This window comes from Nitrosomonas eutropha, from assembly GCF_900116685.1.
In the GTDB taxonomy this organism is placed as follows: domain Bacteria; phylum Pseudomonadota; class Gammaproteobacteria; order Burkholderiales; family Nitrosomonadaceae; genus Nitrosomonas; species Nitrosomonas eutropha_A.
The window spans coordinates 62,955-83,660 of the sequence record NZ_FPBL01000005.1; the positions used below are offsets into that span (position 1 = coordinate 62,955).

The 20,706-nt window shown below is 46.8% G+C and carries 20 protein-coding genes; 12 read left to right on the forward strand and 8 right to left on the reverse strand.

Annotation, left to right across the window (positions count from 1 at the left end; genetic code table 11):
• Positions 1-11: 11 nt before the first annotated feature.
• Both BM331_RS07000 and BM331_RS07005 read left to right on the forward strand, forming a co-directional pair.
• The gene (locus BM331_RS07000) at positions 12-887 is read left to right on the forward strand and encodes an alpha/beta hydrolase (RefSeq protein WP_074928356.1); all 876 of its coding nucleotides are present in this window, start codon (positions 12-14) and stop codon (positions 885-887) included.
• A 36-nt stretch (positions 888-923) separates the two neighbouring features.
• Positions 924-1,367: a universal stress protein gene (locus BM331_RS07005; protein WP_074928358.1), complete on the forward strand. Its 444-nt coding sequence runs from the start codon at positions 924-926 to the stop codon at positions 1,365-1,367.
• 72 nt (positions 1,368-1,439) lie between these two features.
• Here BM331_RS07005 and mltB read toward each other — a convergent pair whose 3' ends face one another.
• Entirely contained in the window at positions 1,440-2,513 is a 1,074-nt protein-coding gene (gene mltB, locus BM331_RS07010) for a lytic murein transglycosylase B (RefSeq protein WP_083414710.1), read from the reverse strand.
• A 575-nt stretch (positions 2,514-3,088) separates the two neighbouring features.
• Here mltB and trxA point away from each other — a divergent pair.
• From trxA to rpmE, 3 genes are all read left to right on the forward strand, one after another.
• A complete protein-coding gene (gene trxA / locus BM331_RS07015; protein WP_074928360.1) occupies positions 3,089-3,415 on the forward strand; it encodes a thioredoxin TrxA in 327 nt (108 codons plus the stop codon).
• A gap of 215 nt (positions 3,416-3,630) precedes the next feature.
• Complete coding sequence (gene rho / locus BM331_RS07020) at positions 3,631-4,890, forward strand: transcription termination factor Rho (protein WP_074928362.1); 1,260 nt, start codon at positions 3,631-3,633, stop codon at positions 4,888-4,890.
• Between the two features lie 158 nt (positions 4,891-5,048).
• A complete protein-coding gene (gene rpmE / locus BM331_RS07025) occupies positions 5,049-5,261 on the forward strand; it encodes a 50S ribosomal protein L31 (RefSeq protein WP_074928364.1) in 213 nt (70 codons plus the stop codon).
• 227 nt (positions 5,262-5,488) lie between these two features.
• Here rpmE and BM331_RS12195 read toward each other — a convergent pair whose 3' ends face one another.
• The 4 genes from BM331_RS12195 to BM331_RS07045 form a co-directional block, all read right to left on the reverse strand.
• Positions 5,489-5,731: a PP0621 family protein gene (locus BM331_RS12195; RefSeq protein WP_074928366.1), complete on the reverse strand. Its 243-nt coding sequence runs from the start codon at positions 5,729-5,731 to the stop codon at positions 5,489-5,491.
• 60 nt (positions 5,732-5,791) lie between these two features.
• Positions 5,792-6,073, reverse strand: coding sequence for a cell division protein FtsB (ftsB, locus tag BM331_RS07035; RefSeq protein WP_074928368.1), 282 nt, complete (start codon positions 6,071-6,073; stop codon positions 5,792-5,794).
• Positions 6,070-7,356 carry a phosphopyruvate hydratase gene (gene eno, locus BM331_RS07040; RefSeq protein ID WP_074928370.1) on the reverse strand — a complete coding sequence of 429 codons (1,287 nt, stop codon included), beginning with the start codon at positions 7,354-7,356 and terminating at the stop codon, positions 6,070-6,072. The genes ftsB and eno overlap by 4 nt, the downstream gene beginning before the upstream one ends.
• Positions 7,357-7,643: 287 nt before the next feature.
• The gene (locus tag BM331_RS07045; RefSeq protein ID WP_074928372.1) at positions 7,644-9,338 is read right to left on the reverse strand and encodes a CTP synthase; all 1,695 of its coding nucleotides are present in this window, start codon (positions 9,336-9,338) and stop codon (positions 7,644-7,646) included.
• A gap of 181 nt (positions 9,339-9,519) precedes the next feature.
• Between BM331_RS07045 and sdhC the strand changes: the two genes are divergently transcribed.
• The 7 genes from sdhC (at position 9,520) to BM331_RS07080 (ending at position 17,587) form a co-directional block, all read left to right on the forward strand.
• Entirely contained in the window at positions 9,520-9,912 is a 393-nt protein-coding gene (sdhC, locus tag BM331_RS07050) for a succinate dehydrogenase, cytochrome b556 subunit (RefSeq protein ID WP_074928484.1), read from the forward strand.
• The gene (sdhD, locus tag BM331_RS07055; RefSeq protein ID WP_074928373.1) at positions 9,906-10,259 is read left to right on the forward strand and encodes a succinate dehydrogenase, hydrophobic membrane anchor protein; all 354 of its coding nucleotides are present in this window, start codon (positions 9,906-9,908) and stop codon (positions 10,257-10,259) included. Before sdhC ends, sdhD begins: the two co-directional genes overlap by 7 nt.
• A gap of 1 nt (position 10,260) precedes the next feature.
• Entirely contained in the window at positions 10,261-12,024 is a 1,764-nt protein-coding gene (gene sdhA, locus BM331_RS07060) for a succinate dehydrogenase flavoprotein subunit (RefSeq protein ID WP_074928375.1), read from the forward strand.
• A gap of 76 nt (positions 12,025-12,100) precedes the next feature.
• Entirely contained in the window at positions 12,101-13,075 is a 975-nt protein-coding gene (locus tag BM331_RS07065) for an ankyrin repeat domain-containing protein (RefSeq protein WP_074928376.1), read from the forward strand.
• 216 nt (positions 13,076-13,291) lie between these two features.
• Positions 13,292-15,598: a DNA translocase FtsK gene (locus tag BM331_RS07070; RefSeq protein WP_177217844.1), complete on the forward strand. Its 2,307-nt coding sequence runs from the start codon at positions 13,292-13,294 to the stop codon at positions 15,596-15,598.
• Between the two features lie 59 nt (positions 15,599-15,657).
• The gene (gene lolA / locus BM331_RS07075) at positions 15,658-16,278 is read left to right on the forward strand and encodes an outer membrane lipoprotein periplasmic chaperone LolA (RefSeq protein ID WP_074928379.1); all 621 of its coding nucleotides are present in this window, start codon (positions 15,658-15,660) and stop codon (positions 16,276-16,278) included.
• Positions 16,271-17,587, forward strand: a complete 1,317-nt coding sequence (locus BM331_RS07080) for a replication-associated recombination protein A (protein WP_074928380.1) — start codon at positions 16,271-16,273, stop codon at positions 17,585-17,587. The genes lolA and BM331_RS07080 overlap by 8 nt, the downstream gene beginning before the upstream one ends.
• A 20-nt stretch (positions 17,588-17,607) precedes the next feature.
• On the opposite strand, the gene lolD is transcribed toward BM331_RS07080, so the two are convergent.
• From lolD to BM331_RS07095, 3 genes are all read right to left on the reverse strand, one after another.
• Positions 17,608-18,282, reverse strand: coding sequence for a lipoprotein-releasing ABC transporter ATP-binding protein LolD (gene lolD, locus BM331_RS07085; RefSeq protein ID WP_074928383.1), 675 nt, complete (start codon positions 18,280-18,282; stop codon positions 17,608-17,610).
• A complete protein-coding gene (locus BM331_RS07090) occupies positions 18,275-19,522 on the reverse strand; it encodes a lipoprotein-releasing ABC transporter permease subunit (RefSeq protein ID WP_074928385.1) in 1,248 nt (415 codons plus the stop codon). The genes lolD and BM331_RS07090 overlap by 8 nt, the downstream gene beginning before the upstream one ends.
• A gap of 138 nt (positions 19,523-19,660) precedes the next feature.
• Complete coding sequence (locus BM331_RS07095; protein ID WP_074928387.1) at positions 19,661-20,641, reverse strand: PEP-CTERM sorting domain-containing protein; 981 nt, start codon at positions 20,639-20,641, stop codon at positions 19,661-19,663.
• Positions 20,642-20,706 lie beyond the last annotated feature (65 nt).

A 20,706-nucleotide genomic window follows, 5' to 3' on the forward strand; every position in this document is an offset into this window, starting at 1 on the left:
TGCAGCTCGAAATGCGCCATCAGATAGTTCGCTGGATATTAATCCAGCTTGTCTCGGTATTGATGATTGTTATTGCTGTAATTATCATGCTGGGCGAGATTGTGACTGGATCAGCACCTACTGCCGTGGAGACCTTGCTACCAGATTTTCCGGTGGAAGCGATCCAGATCCCTGTGAATAATGATTATGCTGTACACGGCTGGCTGGCACGTGGGATAAACAGGCATGGTGCCGTTTTGCTTGTACACTCTATGCGCAGCAATCGGCTTGAAATGCTTGGTCGTGCGATATTTCTCAATAGCCTGGGCTACCATATACTCATGATCGATCTGCAGGCACACGGCGAGACGCCGGGGGATCGCATCACCTTCGGTGCGCGTGAGTCAGCAGATGTTGCTGCTGCAGTAACCTACCTCCGGGATATTTTTCCGCATGATCGCATCAGCGCCATTGGCGCGACACTTGGTGCAGCAGCTATTGTATTGGCTGATCCCCCTCTAAAACTCGATGCCATGATTCTAGAATCATTACACCCCACTTTTGCGGAAGCAGTTGCAAATCGGCTTAGATTGCATTTGGGTAAATTTGGGGAAAACCTTCAATTTCTGTTGCTTCCTTATTTTTCCTTTCTGCTTGAGCTGCCAGTGGATAACTTAAATCCCGTCGAACGAATTGGTAACCTCGCCGTTCCCGTGTTGTTCATCACAGGAACGCTTGACAAACATACAACCCAATTTGAGGCAAGAAGGCTGTATGACGCAGCGCTGCCTCCCAAGGAGCTTTGGATTGTCGAGGGTGCGGGTCACTATAATATGCATACCTATGCAGGCGAAAGTTACGAAGAGCATATCGCTGATTTTCTTTCGATTTATCTGCAAAGACGATAATTCTTAACTTTGTTTTATTAACTTGTCAGGAAAATCATGTCCGTTTACCAACATATTTTACTTGCCGTAGATTTTTCACCACAGGACAGCCAGGTTGCACAGAAAGCCCGGAGTCTGGCGCTGCAAACTGGAGCAAAGCTCAGTCTTATTCATGTTCTAGATAATATTCCTATGCCTGATACGCCTTACGGCACCGTGATTCCATTAGATACCAAAATATCTTATGCAATGCTGGAGGCAGAGAAACAGAAATTGAATGAAATAGGTGATGAGCTGGAAATCAATCCTGGTTACCGCTGGCTGATTTGGGGGGAACCCAGACAGGAAATTATTCGTATTGCCGAACAGGAAAAGATTGATCTGATCGTGGTTGGTTCGCGTGGAAGACACGGGCTCGCATTGTTATTGGGCTCCACTGCTAACAAGGTGCTTTATCATGCAAAATGTGATGTGCTTGCCGTGCGTTTACAGGACGATTAATCGTCATTAGTGAGGCTGTTATTTGAGGTACTAAGTCTCTAAGAATCTATGTGATGGTTATCAACCTGCTGGTTATGAAGATCTGGCAACGCGAATTGCTCTAGCTAGCTCAAAAACAGACATAGCGTAAAAAATGCTGCGGTTGTAGCGTGTGATCACATAAAAATTTCTGAGTCCCAGCCAGAATTGGCGGTTACCTTGGTTGTTCAATTCCAGTAAGGCTGACAGGGTATTGTCTGTGACTGAATCAAGTGGGATGATGCCAGCTTCGCGTAATTTTTTAACTGAATGCAACGGTTCTATGCCCGCATCCAGAAACTTCTGAAAATTTTCTGATCTGATCCGCGCACGAACAGCAATCGGCTTGCCTGCTTCCCATCCGTATTCCTTCAGATAATTGCCTACACTGCCAATCGCATCGGCAGCGCTCCCGGATAAATCAATTTTCCCGTCATGATTAAAATCAACCGCGTAGCGCCTGTAGCTTCCGGGCATAAATTGAGGGATGCCAATTGCCCCGGCATAAGAGCCTTTGATGTCCAGTAAACTAAATTTTTGCTCCCTTGCCAGCAATAAATACTGCTCCAGCTCTTCACGAAAATAGTCTGCTCTTCTGGGAAAATCGAAAGCCAGTGTTGTCAATGTATCTATGATGCGGTAGGTGCCGGTTGATGAACCATAAGCAGTCTCAATACCGATAATCGCGACGATGATTTCCTCAGGAACTCCATAGATTTTTCTTGCCTGTTCTAATTCGCTGGCATACTTGTTCCAGAAATTAATTCCGCCCCTAATACGCTGCATGTTGACGAATCGTTTCCGGTATTCATCCCAAGTAATTGCTGAGGCCGGAGTAGAGATCAGTTTGAGAATATCGGGCCGAAAATCTGCCTGAGAAAAAACTCTTTCCAATTCGTTCATTTCATATTGGTGCTGATCCACCATATACGTTATAAAATTTCTGACTTCTGGGCGCGAAATGGGAGTTGGTTGTGCGGCCCAACAAGATGCAGAATAAGTAATCAGAATTATTGGTATCAATAAAAACAGGCGATCAGGAAAATAACTGGAATTCATCAGCCTGAATAGATTTTTAACCAGGAAGATCAGGAATGCCGGATGGATTGAGCAGAAATCGTAGTTCATTTGTAAAAAAATCCTGATAGATGTTTCAGAATGCCGAGAATTGGTTCGAAGTATTTGTCCTGATCGGCTAAAGCGAAGTATTTCATAGAAAGTTGTCGGCTTGAAATCAGGTTTTCATATTGATTAATCAAGTGCACAAGCATAACGAATAAAGGTACGATTTACAGGCTTGCGATATTATTGGGCTTATTACAGATTCAAAGTCTGTTTGTGTCGGTAATTCCCGGGATTGTCCTGTGCTGAAATGCTCGCATAAAATTCAGAAATGTTGACAAATTTATTGATTTGACTGTTATTGTAAGTATAATATAAAAATATTCAGATCTTTTAGTGTTGCCTTACGGTTGCAGTAAAAGCTACATGTTTAAAAAACAGTAACAAAAACACTACATCGTTTACTTATCACCTGCCCGTTCTTTCTGTAGTATACAAATATAGAATCATTTTCGAATTCATGTTGTCTTTAATGGCTGTTTGGGACACTATGATTCGAGTTCAGTTAATTGGTCAATTGCAATAGACTGCGACTGCCATCAGCGTTCACTTTGATCCAGCAAACTTTAAAAGAGGACTTCATGAGCCAACACATCCATTATGTTACAGATGCAACTTTTGAGGCAGAGGTATTGCAATGCCCCCTCCCGGTGCTTGTCGATTATTGGGCTGAATGGTGCGGACCATGCAGAATGATTGCACCCATCCTGGATGAGATTGCAAACGAATATAATGGTCGCCTTAAAGTAGCTAAACTTAATATTGATGAAAATCAAGCAACTCCACAGAAGTATGGTATTCGTGGAATTCCGACCTTGATGCTGTTCAAGAACGGGAATATTGAGGCCACAAAGGTTGGGGCCTTATCAAAATCGCAGTTGACAACGTTTGTTGATGGCCATCTGTAAAACCAGATTTCAAGTACTGATACAGGCCGAATGAGTTACGTGCAATCTTTACGCTCGGCTGACTCCGTTTCATGAGAGCGTGTGCGGGCTTTATAAATTGTGATTTTTATCATCCGGCATTGAGTAAGTCGGCAATAATTTCATACATCTCATAGCACGCTCTGAATATTCCCTCCATCCACCCGCACTTTTTTTGATCTTCAAGAGTCACTTTCATGCGTTTATCTGATTTAAAGAGCATTCATGTTTCAGAGTTGGTAAAAATGGCTATCACGAATGATATTGAGGGTGCCAACCGAATGCGCAAGCAAGATCTCGTTTTTGCTCTCCTGAAAAATCAGGCGCGTAAGGGTGAGAGCATATTCGGAGAGGGCACATTGGAGATCCTGCAGGATGGCTTCGGGTTTTTACGCTCTCCAGACACATCCTACCTTGCCGGGCCTGACGATATTTACATCTCCCCCAGTCAGATCCGTCGTTTTAATTTACATACAGGGGATTCAGTCGATGGTGAAATAAGGCCCCCGAAAGAAGGAGAGCGTTATTTTGCACTGGTCAAGATAGATAAGGTCAATAATGAGCCACCTGAAAACTCCAAGCGCAAAATACTGTTTGAAAATCTGACACCACTTTTTCCAACTGAGCGCCTGACGTTGGAGCGCGATAATAAATCCGAGGAAAATATTACAGGTCGGATTATTGATTTAATTGCGCCAATCGGGAAAGGTCAGCGCGGGCTATTGGTGGCCAGTCCAAAATCAGGTAAAACTGTGATGCTTCAGCACATCGCACATTCTATTGCAGCCAATTATCCGGATGTAGTATTAATGGTGCTCTTGATTGACGAGCGTCCTGAGGAAGTTACGGAAATGGTACGTTCTGTGAGGGGAGAAGTCATATCATCAACTTTTGATGAATCGGCTGCTCGTCATGTCCAGGTAGCGGATATGGTGATTGAAAAGGCTAAACGACTGGTTGAGCACAAGAAAGATGTCGTCATCCTGCTTGATTCAATTACCCGTCTTGCACGTGCATATAATATGATCGTACCCGCATCTGGCAAAGTACTGACTGGTGGGGTGGATGCAAACGCATTACAACGCCCCAAACGATTCTTTGGTGCTGCACGTAATATTGAAGAAGGGGGGTCACTTACCATTATCGCCACTGCGCTGGTGGATACCGGTTCACGTATGGATGATGTGATCTATGAAGAGTTCAAAGGAACCGGTAACATGGAAATCCATCTTGATCGTCGCATGGCAGAAAAGCGTATTTACCCTGCCATCAATGTGAATCGTTCAGGGACTCGTCGAGAGGAACTGCTGATATCCTCGGAAATTCTGCAAAAAATATGGATTCTGCGCAAATTGCTTTACCCGATGGACGAGATGGATGCAATGTCATTCCTGCTGGATAAAATTAAAGCCACAAAAAACAACGCTGATTTTTTTGACTCCATGCGGCGTGTGTAATATCGCGTTGACCAATTAAATTTGAAAAAAATTTAATACCCTGATGCTTGCGGCGAGGTTTTTGTTTCAGTTAACGCTGCTAGTTGCAGCCATACTTATCTTAAGTGATAATAGCTGCCTTTTTATTTAGCTCTTACAAGATAAAATAAGGATATCAAATGAAAGCAGGCATCCACCCAGAGTACCATGAAATAATCGTAACATGCAGCTGTGGCAGTGAGTTCGAGACGAGATCTGTTTTGAGCAGACCTTTGCATATTGAGGTTTGTTCGGCCTGTCACCCGTTTTACACAGGTAAACAGAAAATCGTAGATACAGCAGGCAGGGTTGAGAAATTCAATCAGAAATATGGAAGATACTTACAGAAGTAATATCAGGGAAAAGCAGCAAAGTATTTTTCCTGCCGGATTGTCTAGCTGCGAGTTTTTTCTGTTTAAGATAACCTACCGTACCGGCTAAATATCATTAGCCGGGGGCAGTATTTCTAGTTGTTGCCCGCACTAGCGGGTCACTATACATCTATCAAAAAATATTATTAATCTATTAGATATAGTCTGCAGCCGTTGCTGGTTCAGATCATGAGTTCCCCTGTCTTTTTCTACTTATGACAAGATTTGGATTGTAAATATAATTGACGGTGCTCCACACAACAAAAATGCTGACCATCTCCAACGACACCTTCGCTCTCCGGAAGGTGTACGCCGCAATACATACAACGCACCATATCTTCGATTGCTCCCGGGGTCGTATCCACTGAGTGTTTTTGTTTTCGTCGGAATGGCTTGAGTAACCAGAAAACTAAAAAACCAAGCGTAATTAGAATTACCCATTTGAAGATCATGAATCTTCACCTTCGTGCTGTTTTACTGCAATAAATACCAAGTTAATTATGACGAGATGTTTACTTGTTCTCGTACTCCACTACATGAAAAAACAGTTCATTTTTGCGAATCATTCCTAGCTCACTTCTTGCAAGCTCTTCGATTGCATCAAGCCCTTTTTTTAAATTATTAACTTCTGCTTCCAACACCGTGTTTCTATTCTGAAGGCTCTGGTTGGTTTCATGCAATGCAGTGATTTGTTCATGCATTTCCATAATCTCCAACCAGCCGCCCTTGCCGAACCATAATGGGTATTGCGTCAACGCAATCATAAAAACCAATAGTCCGGTTGTGACTTTCATGGTTTCAACTGGTAAAACGCTGATCTTCCAGCATATTGTGCGATATCACCTAAATCCTCCTCAATACGTAACAACTGGTTGTACTTGGCCAGTCGATCCGATCTCGAAAGTGAACCTGTTTTGATCTGTAAGGCATTAGTGCCTACTGCTATATCAGCAATCGTTGTATCCTCTGTTTCACCGGAACGATGGGAAACTATGGCAGTATAGCCTGCACACTTTGCCATTTCGATGGCATTCAGCGTTTCAGTAAGTGTACCAATCTGATTGATCTTGATCAGGATCGAGTTGGCGATATTATGATTGATACCTTTCTTCAAAATTTTTGTATTGGTGACAAATATGTCATCACCGACTAGCTGAACCGTTTGCCCAAGTCTTTCAGTCAGCAGTTTCCAGCCATCCCAATCTTGCTCACTCATGCCATCTTCAATGCTGATGATCGGATATTTTTCGACCCAGGTCGCCAGATAATCCACGAATTGAGCTGAAGTAAGACTGAGGCCATCTACATCAAGATGATATTTGCCATCCCGAAAAAATTCTGAGCTGGCACAATCCACTCCGATTGCCACCTCTGAGCCAGGCTGATAACCTGCTTCGTCTATGGCCTGCACAATCAAACCCAATGCTTCTTCATTGTGTGCAAAACCAGGTGCAAATCCACCCTCATCACCAACTGTCGTTGGTAAGTTTTTTTTATGGAGCAACGTTCTGAGTTTGCTGAATACCTCTGCACCACAACGCACAGCTTCCCGCAGGCTTGGCAAACCCAGCGGTATAATCATGAATTCCTGCATATCCAAGCGATTATTTGCGTGTACACCACCATTAATCAGATTCATCATTGGAACAGGCAACCACTTAGAGTTAATCCCGCCCAGATAGCGATAAAGGGGAAGGTTGGATTCTGCTGCTGCTGCTTTTGCTACTGCGAGTGAAACAGCAAGGATTGCATTGGCGCCAAGTCTGGATTTATTTTCACTGCCATCAAGCTCAATTAGCGTTTTATCAACAAAACATTGTTCCATGGCGTCCAGCCCCATGACTTCTTCAGAAATTTCACCGTTAACGTTTTCAACCGCTTTTAATACACCTTTTCCATAATAGCGTTGTGTATCACCATCACGCAGCTCGACAGCCTCTCGTGTCCCGACAGATGCGCCGGAGGGTACTGAAGCACGCCCGAGCACACCCGATTCTAGCAATACATCGGCCTCTATAGTCGGGTTGCCACGAGAATCGATAATTTCACGGGCGATTACATCTACGATTGCACTCATGCTGCTTTCCTTGTGTTATTCATTGGTGATGGAAGAATTTTTAGAATATGCAAACTACCTTGCTGCTATATGTTCCGGGAGTGTCGTCATTACGCGTACTTCATAATTTTTCGAACTCTCACAAAACGACAGCATAATCGCGTTTATTTTACTTATCTTGCTTGCTGTCAGAAACAGGCTATTTCATTTAATTGAGGAATAAGGTTGATGGGTTATTGTTACTTATCTGTTTAAGATAAAAGGGTTTATCAGAATAAAATGTTCATGAAGCCATTTCCTTTGATGAATCAATGTGTGCTGTCTGTTGTGGCACTTTCCTGTATGTTATGGTCACGAAGTTTTGTATGGCCAGATTTATCGGCAAAACTGATGGCAGCCCGAACATAGTCGTTAAATAGAGGATGGCCGTTTCTGGGAGTGGAAGTGAACTCCGGATGGAACTGGCAGGCAACAAACCAAGGGTGCCTGGATTGTGGTAACTCAATCATCTCACAAAGATTTTCATCAGCAGATAGGCCGCTTATCTGCAGACCAGCTCGTTCCAGTTGCGGAATAAATTCCGCATTAACCTCATAGCGATGCCGGTGACGCTCAATAATTTTATCCGCCCCGTAGATTTTGCGTACCAGGGTTTGTGGTTTTAACAAACATTCCTGCCCTCCCAGGCGCATGGTTCCCCCCAGATCCGTCTGGGCAGAACGTTTCTCGATTCGCCCGCGACGATCACGCCATTCAGTGATCAAACCAAGAACGGGATAGGGTGTATCCGGGTTGAATTCAGTGCTATGAGCATTTTCAAGCTGCAGGCAATTGCGGGCAAATTCGATAACCGCAAGCTGCATTCCGAGGCAAATGCCCAGATAAGGAATTTGATGATTGCGGGCATGGCTGATTGCCATGATTTTACCTTCCACCCCACGTTTACCAAATCCCCCAGGCACCAGGATTGCATCCATGTTTGCCAGGCAGCCAGTTCCATGTCGTTCGATATTTTCCGAATCAATGTAATGAATATTTATTTTGCAGCGTGTATGGATCCCGGCATGGATCAATGCTTCCGACAGCGACTTATACGATTCGGTCAAATCAACATATTTTCCGACTAGCGCTATAGAAACTTCATGTTCCGGATGTTCCAGCGCATGGATCAATTTTTTCCAGGTTGTCAGATTGGCCGGTTTTGCCAGGATACCCAGCCTATGACACACAATTTCATCCAGCATTTGTTCGTGCAATAGCGCTGGAATTTTGTAGATATTATCTACGTCAATGGCAGAAATGACCGATTCCTCGCGAACATTGGTAAACAGTGCGATTTTTCGCCGCTCTTCCAGTGGAAGCGGGCGATCGGAGCGGCAAAGCAGCACATCCGGCTGAATACCGATTTCCCGGAGTTCCTTGACCGAGTGCTGAGTAGGTTTGGTTTTAAGTTCGCCGGCCGAGCTGATGTAAGGCAGGAGTGTCAGGTGAATGAAGCAGGTATCATGATGCGGAAGTTGGACTGACATTTGTCGGATTGCTTCCAGAAACGGCAGAGACTCAATGTCACCAACTGTGCCGCCAATTTCTACAATTGCAACTTGTGCATCGGAAACACCGTTGCGAATAAACAGTTTGATTTCATCCGTAATGTGCGGAATCACCTGTACAGTCCCACCAAGATAATCTCCTCGACGCTCCTTGCGGATTACACTTTCATAAATCTGCCCGGTAGTGAAATTATTACGCCGGGTCATTTTGGTACTGATGAAGCGTTCGTAATGTCCCAGATCCAAGTCGGTTTCAGCACCATCATCTGTTACAAACACCTCTCCGTGCTGAAACGGATTCATGGTCCCGGGATCAACATTGATATAAGGATCCAGCTTGAGTATGGTTACCCGGATACCACGGGTTTCAAGCAATGCTGCCAGAGAAGCGGCAGCAATTCCCTTACCCAGGGAAGACACCACGCCACCAGTCACAAAGACAAATTTAGTCATGGGAGGCTATTTTAACGTAATTGATATATCGAAACAATGCGCACACCAGCTCTGGCAAAGGTAAATTTCCAGCTGACAGGTTAAGTTGTCTGCCGGCATGGAACGGATTAAACTAGAAAACTTGAGTAGCTGCTGGGGTTATCCACCCACCGATAAATTTATCTGGTCCGATTGGTTATTTATGGAAACTCAATATCCGGCGAGACGACGCCCCAAGTATCTGAACCTGTTTAAAATCAGAGAACCTCTCCCCGCCATCGTTTCCATTCTGCATCGCATTAGCGGCGTATTGCTTTTTTTTCCGGGAATCCCGTTATTTCTCTACGGGCTGCAAATGATGTTGGAATCACCCGAGAGTTTTGCCCGCTTGCAATCAATTCTGATTCATCCGCTGAGTAAGCTGCTTCTGCTGTTTGCAACCTGGTTTTTCCTGCATCATCTGCTTACTGGTATTCGTCATCTGGGGCTTGATATGCATTACGGCTTGCAATTACAGCACGCTCGCCTGAGTAGCAAACTGGTACTGATTTTTGGGGCAATTTTAACAGTATTGGCGGGGATATGGTTATGGTAAAACCTGTAAATCGTATTATAACCGGGGCACATTACGGTTTAAGAGACTGGCTTATGCAGCGAATTACCGCTGTAATGATGGCAGTCTATACTGGATCGTTGATTGTGCTTGTGGCTGTTTACCGACCTGAAGGTTACGAAGGATTCAAATCACTATTTTCCATTCAGTGGGTAAAAATTGCTTCATTGCTTTGTTTTGCTGGTCTATGCTGGCATGCTTGGGTGGGCGTGCGCAATGTCTTGATGGATTATGTTCACCCGATGTTTATTCGTCTGACACTGCAAGTCATGTGTATCGTGGCATTATTGGGCTACCTGATATGGTTCTTGGATATTTTGTGGGACTGACGTGAAAGTTAAACAAAGGAAATTTGATGTGGTCATCGTCGGCGCAGGTGGAGCAGGTATGCGTGCCGCATTGCAGTTGTCCGAAGCTGGATTCAAGGTTGCGGTTTTATCCAAGGTTTTCCCGACCCGGTCACATACCGTGGCAGCACAAGGAGGGATTGCCGCAGCATTGGGCAATATAACTGAAGATGACTGGCGGTGGCACATGTATGATACCGTCAAGGGCTCAGATTACCTCGGTGATCAGGATGCGATTGAATTTATGTGTCGCCACGCTTCTGAAGTCGTATATGAGCTGGAACATTTCGGGATGCCATTTGACAGATTGGCGAACGGCAAAATCTATCAACGACCGTTTGGCGGGCAATCCCTGCATTTTGGGGAAGAGCAGGCTAGCCGTTCCTGTGCAGTCGCTGATCGTACTGGCCATGCCATGCTGCATACTCTGTATCAGCGTAATGTCAGCTCCAATACCCAGTTTTTCGTGGAATGGCTGGGACTGGACCTGATCCGCGATCACGAAGGTAAAGTACTGGGAATCACGGCACTGGAAATGGAAACCGGTGAAATCATGATCTTGCAGGCTCGTGCAACGCTACTGGCCACGGGAGGAGCTTGTCGCATTTTTGAGGCCAGCACCAATGCGCTCATTAATACGGGTGATGGTTTGGGAATGGCTGCGCGTGCAGGTATTCCACTGGAAGACATGGAATTCTGGCAATTTCACCCAACAGGTGTGTACGGTGCAGGCATGCTGATCAGTGAAGCAGTGCGCGGAGAAGGTGGTTATCTGCTGAATGCTGAGGGTGAACGTTTTATGGAGCGTTATGCGCCCCATGCCAAGGATCTGGCCAGTCGGGATGTCGTGTCTCGTGCGTTGGTTACAGAAATTATGCAAGGGAGAGGATGCGGGCCGGACGGTGATCACTTGCTGTTGAAGCTGGACCATCTGGGTGCAGAAACCATTCAATCTAAACTTCCCGGCATCCGGGAAATCTCACTCAGGTTTGCGCATATCGATCCTGTTGAGGCACCCATTCCGGTTGTCCCGACTGCACATTACATGATGGGGGGTATTCCCACTAATTACCATGGCCAGGTGGTCGCTCCCTATAAAACCAGTCCGGAGGAAGTCGTACCGGGGCTTTATGCCGTCGGCGAATGCGCCTGTGTGTCAGTGCATGGTGCAAACCGGCTGGGTACAAATTCGTTGCTGGATATTGTCGTGTTTGGACGCGCTGCCGGTAATCAGATTATTGAAGATCTGACCAAAAATAACCATCACAAACCATTGCCACAGGATGCAGCAGAACAGACATTGACACGGCTTTCACGTCTGGAAACTCAGAAGGATGGAGAAAGTGTTGCGGCAACGAATGCGGCACTGCGTAAAACCATGCAGACACATTGCGGTGTCTTCCGCTTTCCTGACATATTGAAAGAAGGTGTGGAAAAAATTAACGAAATCGCCGAACGGGTTAAATACACTGAAATTCAGGACAAAAGCAGAGTGTTCAATACAGCCAGAGTGGAGGCATTTGAGCTGGATAACTTGATTGAAGTAGCGGTAGCTACCATGATTTCAGCGGAAGCGCGCCATGAAAGTCGGGGAGCGCATGCGCGTGATGATTTTCCTGAGCGGGATGACCAGAAATGGCTCAAACACTCTCTTTTTTTCAGCAAGGACAAACATCTGGACTATAAACCGGTGCGACTAAAGCCGCTGACCGTTGAATCCTTCCCGCCCAAAGCGAGAACCTATTGAGCAACCGCTCTCTGAAAAGCGGCCTCTACTTATTTATCAACAAAGCCTATTTCTTTATAAAAACGCCAATATTCAAATGAAATCAACGGAAAACATGTTATTTTCTGCCGTATTGAAACAATCTTGCCTGGCAGGCATTGCAGCTTTATTCCTTCTCCTGCCAATCCCGCATGCATATGCTGATACTGACAAGGACGCAGATTTTCTCAAGGCGGCTTTGACGGGAGATGTCGCAGGTGTGGAGAAAATGCTGAGCGAAGGCATCAAAACAGATCTGCAATCTCCCGAGGGTTTTACTGCATTATCAGTTGCGGCACAGAATGGCCATCAGGAGGTCGTCAAGCTACTGCTGGAACGAAAGGCTGCGGTTGACCTGGCCAATATCCAGGGCGGAACACCTTTGCTGCTGGCCAGTAAGAATGGCCATCAGGAGGTCGTCGATATGCTGTTGACAAAAGGAGCCAATCCCAATCTTCAGGATAAGAACAAGCTCACTCCTCTTATGTTCGCAGCTGCCAAAGGCTATACCGGTATCGCCAAATCCCTGCTTGATCACCAGGCTCAACCGGATCTGCAAAGTGATGCCCAGGCTACGGCATTACAGATGGCGGCCATGAATGATCATGCAGACATCGTTGACATGCTGCTGGCAAAAGGTGCAAAAGTTGATCTGCAAGACGCTAATGGTGCCTCCGCATTGATTCTGGCTTCATTATCCGGTCATTTGGCAATTGTCCAAAAATTGCTGGATCAGGGGGCGCAACCGGATCTGAAAGCTTCCAACGACTTTACCGCGCTGATCCTGGCGGCGCAGAATGATCAAAATCAGGTTGTCGAGGCACTGTTGGAAAAAGGTGCTCATATCGATTTTCAAAACAAGGATGGAATGACTGCACTGATGTCGGCCGTATTGAATGAAAATATCGACATAGTCAAATTGCTGCTGGAAAAAGGGGCGGATACGCAACTTAAAACTGCCACTGATAAAACTGTGTTGGATATTGCCAAACTTCCCGCCATTATTGAATTGCTCAAAGCTACCAAAAATTGATTTTTTGTATTCGGAATTGAATAAATCTTGATTCAATCCCCAGGAGCAGATGGTATACAGAAAAATCATAAAACCACCCACAATTATCCATATTGGTGCCGCTGTTAAAACATTCAGAAAATCGTTCTCATAGCGGCACCATTTTTTCTGCGGCACATAAAAACACAGCTGGTTTTGTGAACCGGTCTGAATTTTGAAGTTAAAGATGACGTACACATGAGTTTTGTGGATAAACCAATGGCGAAAAAAGTCGCCAGCAATCCTTTGCCACCTAGAACCAGCCGATTGTTACGTGAAGCAGTTTCTCTGGTGCTGGGTGGAGTCGCACTTTACCTCGCCCTGATTCTGATCAGCTTTGATCGTACCGATTCAGGCTGGTCGCATAGCGGTACATTCCAGCAGATCAGCAATGCAGGAGGTAGTGCAGGTGCATGGCTGGCAGACATGATGCTTTATTTTTTCGGCATTTCAGCATGGTGGTGGGTAATATTTTTCTTCGCCACTGTCTGGTGGGGTTATCGCCGCATTGATATTGCCAGCGTATATGATCCGCGTGTGCTCATGCTATCCTTTACAGGATTTATCACTTTGCTGATCACCAGCAGTGGAATTGAGGCACTACGTTTTCATACGTTGCGCCTATCACTTCCGCTGGCTCCCGGTGGCCTGCTGGGAGAAGTGCTCAGCAAACAACTATCGTTATTGCTCGGTTTTACCGGCGCGACACTGGTTCTGATGATTATTTTTGCAATCGGGCTCAGTTTGTTTTCCGGACTGTCATGGGTGCGCCTGTCCGAAAAAATCGGTGGTGCAGTCGAGGCTGCCTGTTTTTCTGTCAGGGATGCATGTGTAAGGTGGTTGGATCACCGGGCTGATAAGATTTTATCCGGTGAGCTGGAGTTTCAAACTGGCGAGATCAGAAAGCAATCTCCCCCCCCCGTTCCGCTGCATATTGAAATGCCTGAAACCGCTATTCCTAAATCTCAACGGGTCAGCAGCAAGGAAAAACAGATCCCGTTGTTTTCCAATTCACCTGATGCGATTCTCCCTCCGCTTTATTTACTGGATGAGCCGCAGGATAACGTTGAAGTATTATCCAGTGACAAACTGGAGCACACCTCTCGCCTAATTGAACGCAGGCTGATGGAGTTTGGGGTTGAAGTCAAGGTGGTAGCTGCCTACCCCGGCCCGGTCATTACACGTTATGAAATCGAACCGGCCGTTGGCGTCAAAGGTAATCAGATTGTCAATCTGGTTAGGGATCTGGCACGTGCCTTGACGGTCGCCAGTATTCGTGTCGTGGAAACAATTCCGGGTAAAACCGTCATGGGACTGGAAATTCCCAATCCGAAACGCCAGATGGTTCGTCTGCATGAGATTCTTGCATCCAAAGTCTATGCAGATAACTCGTCGCCTCTGACAATCGCGCTTGGCAAGGATATCAGTGGACGCCCCGTGGTGTCTGATCTGGCTAAAATGCCACATGCCCTGGTGGCTGGCACGACCGGTTCCGGTAAATCTGTCGCAATCAACGCCGTCATTCTGAGTTTGGTCTATAAAGCCTCACCGGATAATATCCGCCTGATTCTGATTGACCCGAAAATGCTGGAATTATCCGTCTATGAAGGTATTCCGCATCTATTGACTCCAGTAGTTACCGATATGCGTGATGCTGCCAGTGCGCTCAACTGGTGCGTAGCTGAAATGGAGCGACGCTACAAGTTGATGTCGGCTCTGGGCGTGCGAAACCTAGCCGGTTACAACCAGAAAGTGCGAGAAGCGGCAAAGAATGAGGAGCCGCTGACCAATCCACTCAGTTCAGTACCCGATTCTCCCGAACTGCTGGAAGAAATGCCTTTGATCGTAGTGGTGATTGATGAGCTTGCTGATCTGATGATGATTGTGGGCAAGAAAGTCGAAAAACTGATTGCACGGCTTGCCCAGAAAGCACGCGCTGCCGGCATCCATCTGCTGCTTGCAACACAACGCCCGTCGGTGGATGTGATTACCGGCTTGATCAAGGCCAATATCCCGACACGTATCGCATTCCAGGTTTCCAGTAAGATTGATTCCCGGACCATTCTTGATCAAATGGGCGCGGAAGCGCTGCTTGGACAAGGTGACATGCTTTATCTTCCACCTGGCAGCGGCTATCCTCAGCGTGTACATGGTGCATTTGTGGCAGATCATGAAGTGCACAAGGTGGTGGAATACCTTAAACAGCATGGTGAAGCAAACTACGTTAAGGAAATTCTTCAGGCTGGTGAGGAGGGAGGAGGCGCTGATGAAAATGGCGGCGATAACGGCAAATCTGCTGGTGGAGAAACGGATCCGCTCTATGATGAAGCAGTCGGTATCGTGATCAAATCCCGTCGTGCCTCGATTTCACTGGTGCAACGGCAGTTGCGTATCGGGTATAACCGTGCCGCCCGGTTGATTGAAGAAATGGAGCGTACCGGTCTCGTTACCAGCATGCAAAGTAATGGTAACCGGGAAGTACTGGTTCCCGAGCGGAATGAATAAATAAAATCCGGTTCATACAGTTTCGTTTCCGATCAATCAACTCAAACAGATAATTTATCATGTCCCGTTTACTGTTCGTTTTCGCATTATCAATCTGTCTGTTACCCGTGCCAGCAAAGGCAAGTGCCGTTGAAAGCCTGAAAACTTTCGTCAATAAAGCACTGACCTTCCGAGCTGATTTTTCCCAGACGCTACTCGACAAAAACTTCCAGGTCGTTAAAAAAGCCAGCGGCAGCATGATGTTCGAGCGCCCCGGTAAATTTCGCTGGGTGTACGACCAGCCCTATCAGCAATTGATCGTCGGCGACGGTAAGCAGGTGTGGTTTTATGACCAAGATCTTGCCCAGGTTACCGTGCATCGGCTTGATCAAGCCTTGGGGAGCACCCCAGCAGCATTGCTCGCAGGCGGAAATACTATCGAACGTGATTTCAATCTGCAGGAAATCGATGTACAGGGAGAAACAGAATGGCTGGAGGCAATTCCCAAAAACCAGGAAAGTGCATTTGAGCTGATCCGGCTGGGTTTCTCACAAACAGGCATGTTGCGTGAAATGATTCTGCGCGACAGTTTTGATCAGGTGACATGGTTAATTTTTTCCGGAACAGAACAAAATCCAGTACTCACACCTGACTTATTCCAGTTTACACCGCCTGAAGGGGTGGACGTGATCAGTGACTGATTCTTGTTCTGCACATAATCCGATAGCTCCACTGGCAGAAAGGTTGCGCCCGCAGATCTTGGATGATGTTATCGGGCAACCTCACCTGTTGGGCCCCGGCAAGCCTCTGCGACTTGCTTTTGTATCCGGCAAACCACATTCTATGATTCTCTGGGGACCGCCTGGCAGTGGTAAAACCACGCTGGCGCGACTCATGGCACGAGCATTTGATACCGAGTTCATTGCTATTTCTGCGGTATTGTCGGGTGTTAAGGATATTCGGGAAGCAATCGAGCATGCCCGGTTTACATTGCAGCATACTGGCAGATCGACATTGTTGTTTGTGGATGAAGTCCACCGATTCAACAAGGCCCAGCAGGATGCCTTTTTGCCCCATGTGGAACAGGGATTGATTACGTTTATTGGTGCAACCACCGAAAACCCTTCGTTTGAAGTCAACGGCGCGTTGTTGTCCCGTGCCCAGGTATACACACTGAATGCATTGACTGACCCAGAATTGCATCAATTGTTTGAGCGAGCCTGCAAGATCGCAATCTCTAATTTACAGTTTGACCCGGATGCTGTTGAATTATTGGTTAAATTTGCAGATGGTGATGCGCGCCGCCTGCTGAATATGCTGGAGCAGGTAGAGAATGCTGCAGATGCTGAAAAAATTATAAAAATTAATGCTGCCTACTTAAACAGAGTACTTACGCGCAATGTACGCCGGTTCGATAAAGAGGGGGATGCATTTTACGATCAAATTTCGGCGCTACATAAATCTATTCGCGGCTCTTCTCCCGATGCCACACTGTACTGGCTGTGTCGCATGCTCGATGGCGGCGCTGATCCACGTTATATCGGCAGAAGACTGGTTCGCACGGCTACCGAAGATATCGGGCTGGCGGATCCGCGTGCATTAACGCTGGCACTGAATGCCTGTGAGGTGTTTGAGCGACTGGGCAGCCCCGAAGGTGAATTGGCATTGGCTGAAACAGCGCTTTATCTGGCTTGTGCGCCGAAAAGCAATGCTGTCTACATTGCTTATAAACAGGCCAGGGGCTTCATAAAAGAGAACAGCTCCCATCCTGTTCCGATCCATTTGCGTAATGCACCTGCCAAATTAATGAAAGAGCTGGGTTATGGGCGTGAGTACCGCTATGCCCACGATGAGCCGGAATCCTATGCTGCCGGTGAAAACTATTTCCCTGATAATATGTCCGCCGTTCAGTTCTACCGGCCTACTGCTCATGGCCTGGAAGCCAGAATAAGCGAGAAGCTTGCCTACTTGCGCTCACTCGACGAGAAGGCGAGGAAAACACAGGATTGACGTAAGAATTACTGCAGATTCTATTGCAGCGCACCATCCACCAAATGTAATACTCGATCTGCCCGGCTGGCTAGCTGAGTATCATGGGTAACGATCACCAGTCCTGCATTGGCTTCGTGGTTGAGTTCCAGCATGAGATTAAATACCGCCCCGGCTGTGTGTCGATCGAGATTGCCAGTTGGTTCATCAGCCAGTACACAGGCTGGTCGGGTAACCAGTGCACGTGCAACAGCTGCCCGCTGGCGTTCGCCTCCGGACAATTCCCCCGGGGTATGGGTCAGCCGGTGACCCAGACCCACCCGTTGCAGTATCTCGGCTGCCTGCTCCATTGCTGCTTTTTTGTCCACGCGGCGGATGAACAGCGGCATGGCTACATTTTCCTGAGCGCTGAATTCGGGTAGCAGATGATGAAATTGGTAAACGAAACCAAGTGCATGGTTGCGCAGTGTGCTTCGTTCTGCTTCGCTGATCGCGGCAAATTCCCTGCCCAGTAAGAGTACCTCCCCGCGCGTTGGCTTATCCAGCCCGCCCAGCAAATGTAGCAAGGTACTCTTTCCCGAGCCGGAAGCACCAACAATGGCAACCATTTCGCCTTCATTCACTTGTAGATTAATACCGTGCAGAACAGGTACTTCAAGATCACCCTGATAGTAACTTTTATACAGGTCGCGACAAACGATGATGATTTTACTCATAGCGCAGTGCCTCGGCCGGATTGACTTTTGATGCCCGGTAGCTGGGATAGAGCGTGGCCAGCAGGGTTAAAATCAGGGAAACGATTGCAACGGTTGCGATATCGGCCAATTGTGGATCAGAAGGAATCTTGCTGATGTAATAGACTTCCTGTGATAAAAACTGGGTACTGGATATATGTTCGATGAATGCAACAACATCCCCCACGTTATAGGCCAGCAGCACACCTCCCAGTAATCCCAGCAAGGTTCCCAGAATACCGATCAGTGCGCCCTGGATGATGAATATTTTCATGACACTGCCAGAGCTTGCTCCCAGTGTACGCAAGATCGCGATATCCGATTGTTTATCGGTCACTGCCATCACCAGCGTGGAAACAATATTGAATGCCGCCACCGCGATGATCAACGCAAGAATCAGCGATAGCATGCGTTTTTCAATCTGGATAGCCCGGAAATAGTTGGCATGTTGTTGTGTCCAGTCAGTGAAATAGAGATCGGAGGGCAATATCTCGGCTAGGTCCCGGATGACTTGTGGTGCGTCAAACATATCGTGCAATTTGAGCCGGATGCCGGAAACCTGATTGGGTGCCATGCGGTAAAGTTTTTGTGCATCTGACAGGTGAATCAATGCCAGCCCGGAATCGTATTCAAAGTGTCCAACTTCAAAAATGCCTGTGACAGTAAACTGTTTCAGGCGTGGGAGTATTCCAGCTGGTGTGATTTGTCCCTGTGGCGAGATCAGTACGATTTTGTCACCTGGAAAAGCGTTTAAGTTGCGTGCCAGCTCCCGACCAATAACGATGCCAAACCCTCCTGGCACCAGTTGATCTAGCTTGCCCATGATCATTTTGTCGCCAAAGTCAGCAACCTTGTTTTCATCAGCTGGTAAAATACCGCGTACCATTACCCCGTGCACCATATTGTCGTGGGAAAGCATGCCCTGTGCATCAATGTAAGGTGCCGTCGCCATAACCTGTGGATTCCTGACGACGACTTCCCCGATTTTTTCCCAATCGTACAGACTCCCTTCATAACTGCTAATCTGGGCGTGTGATGCAACGCCAAGAATTCGGGCACGCACCTCCTGATGAAAGCCATTCATGACCGACATGACGGTGATCAGTGCCGTCATGCCCAGTGTCATCCCCAGTAATGAAATTAATGAAATGAAGGAAATAAAATGATTGCGGCGCTTGGCGCGTGTATAGCGTAAGCCGATCAGGAATTCATAGCTGGCCACGAAAAAATACTCCTCCGAAACAGAGTAAGGTAAAGAAGGAGTATGACATATCTTTCAAGCAGATTTGTGTCATTGACCCGGCAGATATGTCTGATGCATATCTGCTGGTATTTGAATATTGGTACAGTTAAATCAGTTTCAGGTACTGCGGCGGCGCGCCCATAGCAATAGCATACTGCCCAGCCCGATCAGTAAAATGCTACCAGGCTCGGGGATGGCGCTAGTTGCAGTTCCGCCAGCTTCTCCAGATGTGCCTGTGTTGGGGTAACTCGGATTATCATTTCCTGTAATGGGAGGGTGTGGCTGGGTATCTGGCGAGCTGGAACCGATCGGCTTGTCATCGTGATCGTTGTCACTAGGCCCATCACTTTTTTCTGAATTATCCTTATCATTTTGGCCTGGATCAGAATCCCTTGTATTTGGCGGTGGATTGTCCCTGTTATTACGGTCACCACCATTGGGTGCGCTACCTGGGTCAGAATTGTTTTTATCTGCAATATTGTCCTGATGCGGATTGGCACCGGCACTCGTGCCAGGAGCGTTACCAGGGTATTCTTTGCCGGTATTGTCATTGCTGTCCATATTTTTTCCATCTTTCCCAGTGTGGGGAGCAGTACCTCCACCTATACTACTTCCTCCTCCACCTGGAAAAAAGCTGCCACCATTTCCTGGAGGTGAATCCGCTGCTCTGCGACCAGTACCTGCTCCGATGCCCACACTTGCGCCTGAACTGGCATGGTTGGAGTTATTACTGTTGCGGCCGGAACTACCCGTAGCTTTCTCACTGTCTCCGGCATAATAAATATTATTGACATAATCATTGCCGATAAAGTCATCTTCATTCTCATGGGCAGAATCTTCACCAGTAAAGGCAATAGTGTCACTTTCAACAGCAGAGTTGCTTATGCTGTCACCAATATCGGCTATTTCCACATCATTATTGGAACTCAACCTGTTTCTGCTATAGTCATCAGCGATAGTACTGCCAGTGAGGTCGGCGCGAGCGTCAGCCTGATTGCTAGCAGTGATTTGATTCTCCATAAACATTTTTTGTCCGAGGGCCAGTGCAGCAGCCAGAAATATTCCGGCACAGACTATTCTGGTAATTGTTTTCTTCATTTCAGAATTTCCATAAAAAATACAATAAATATCGATAAAGCATTTTTAATGCCCTGCTGCTGACC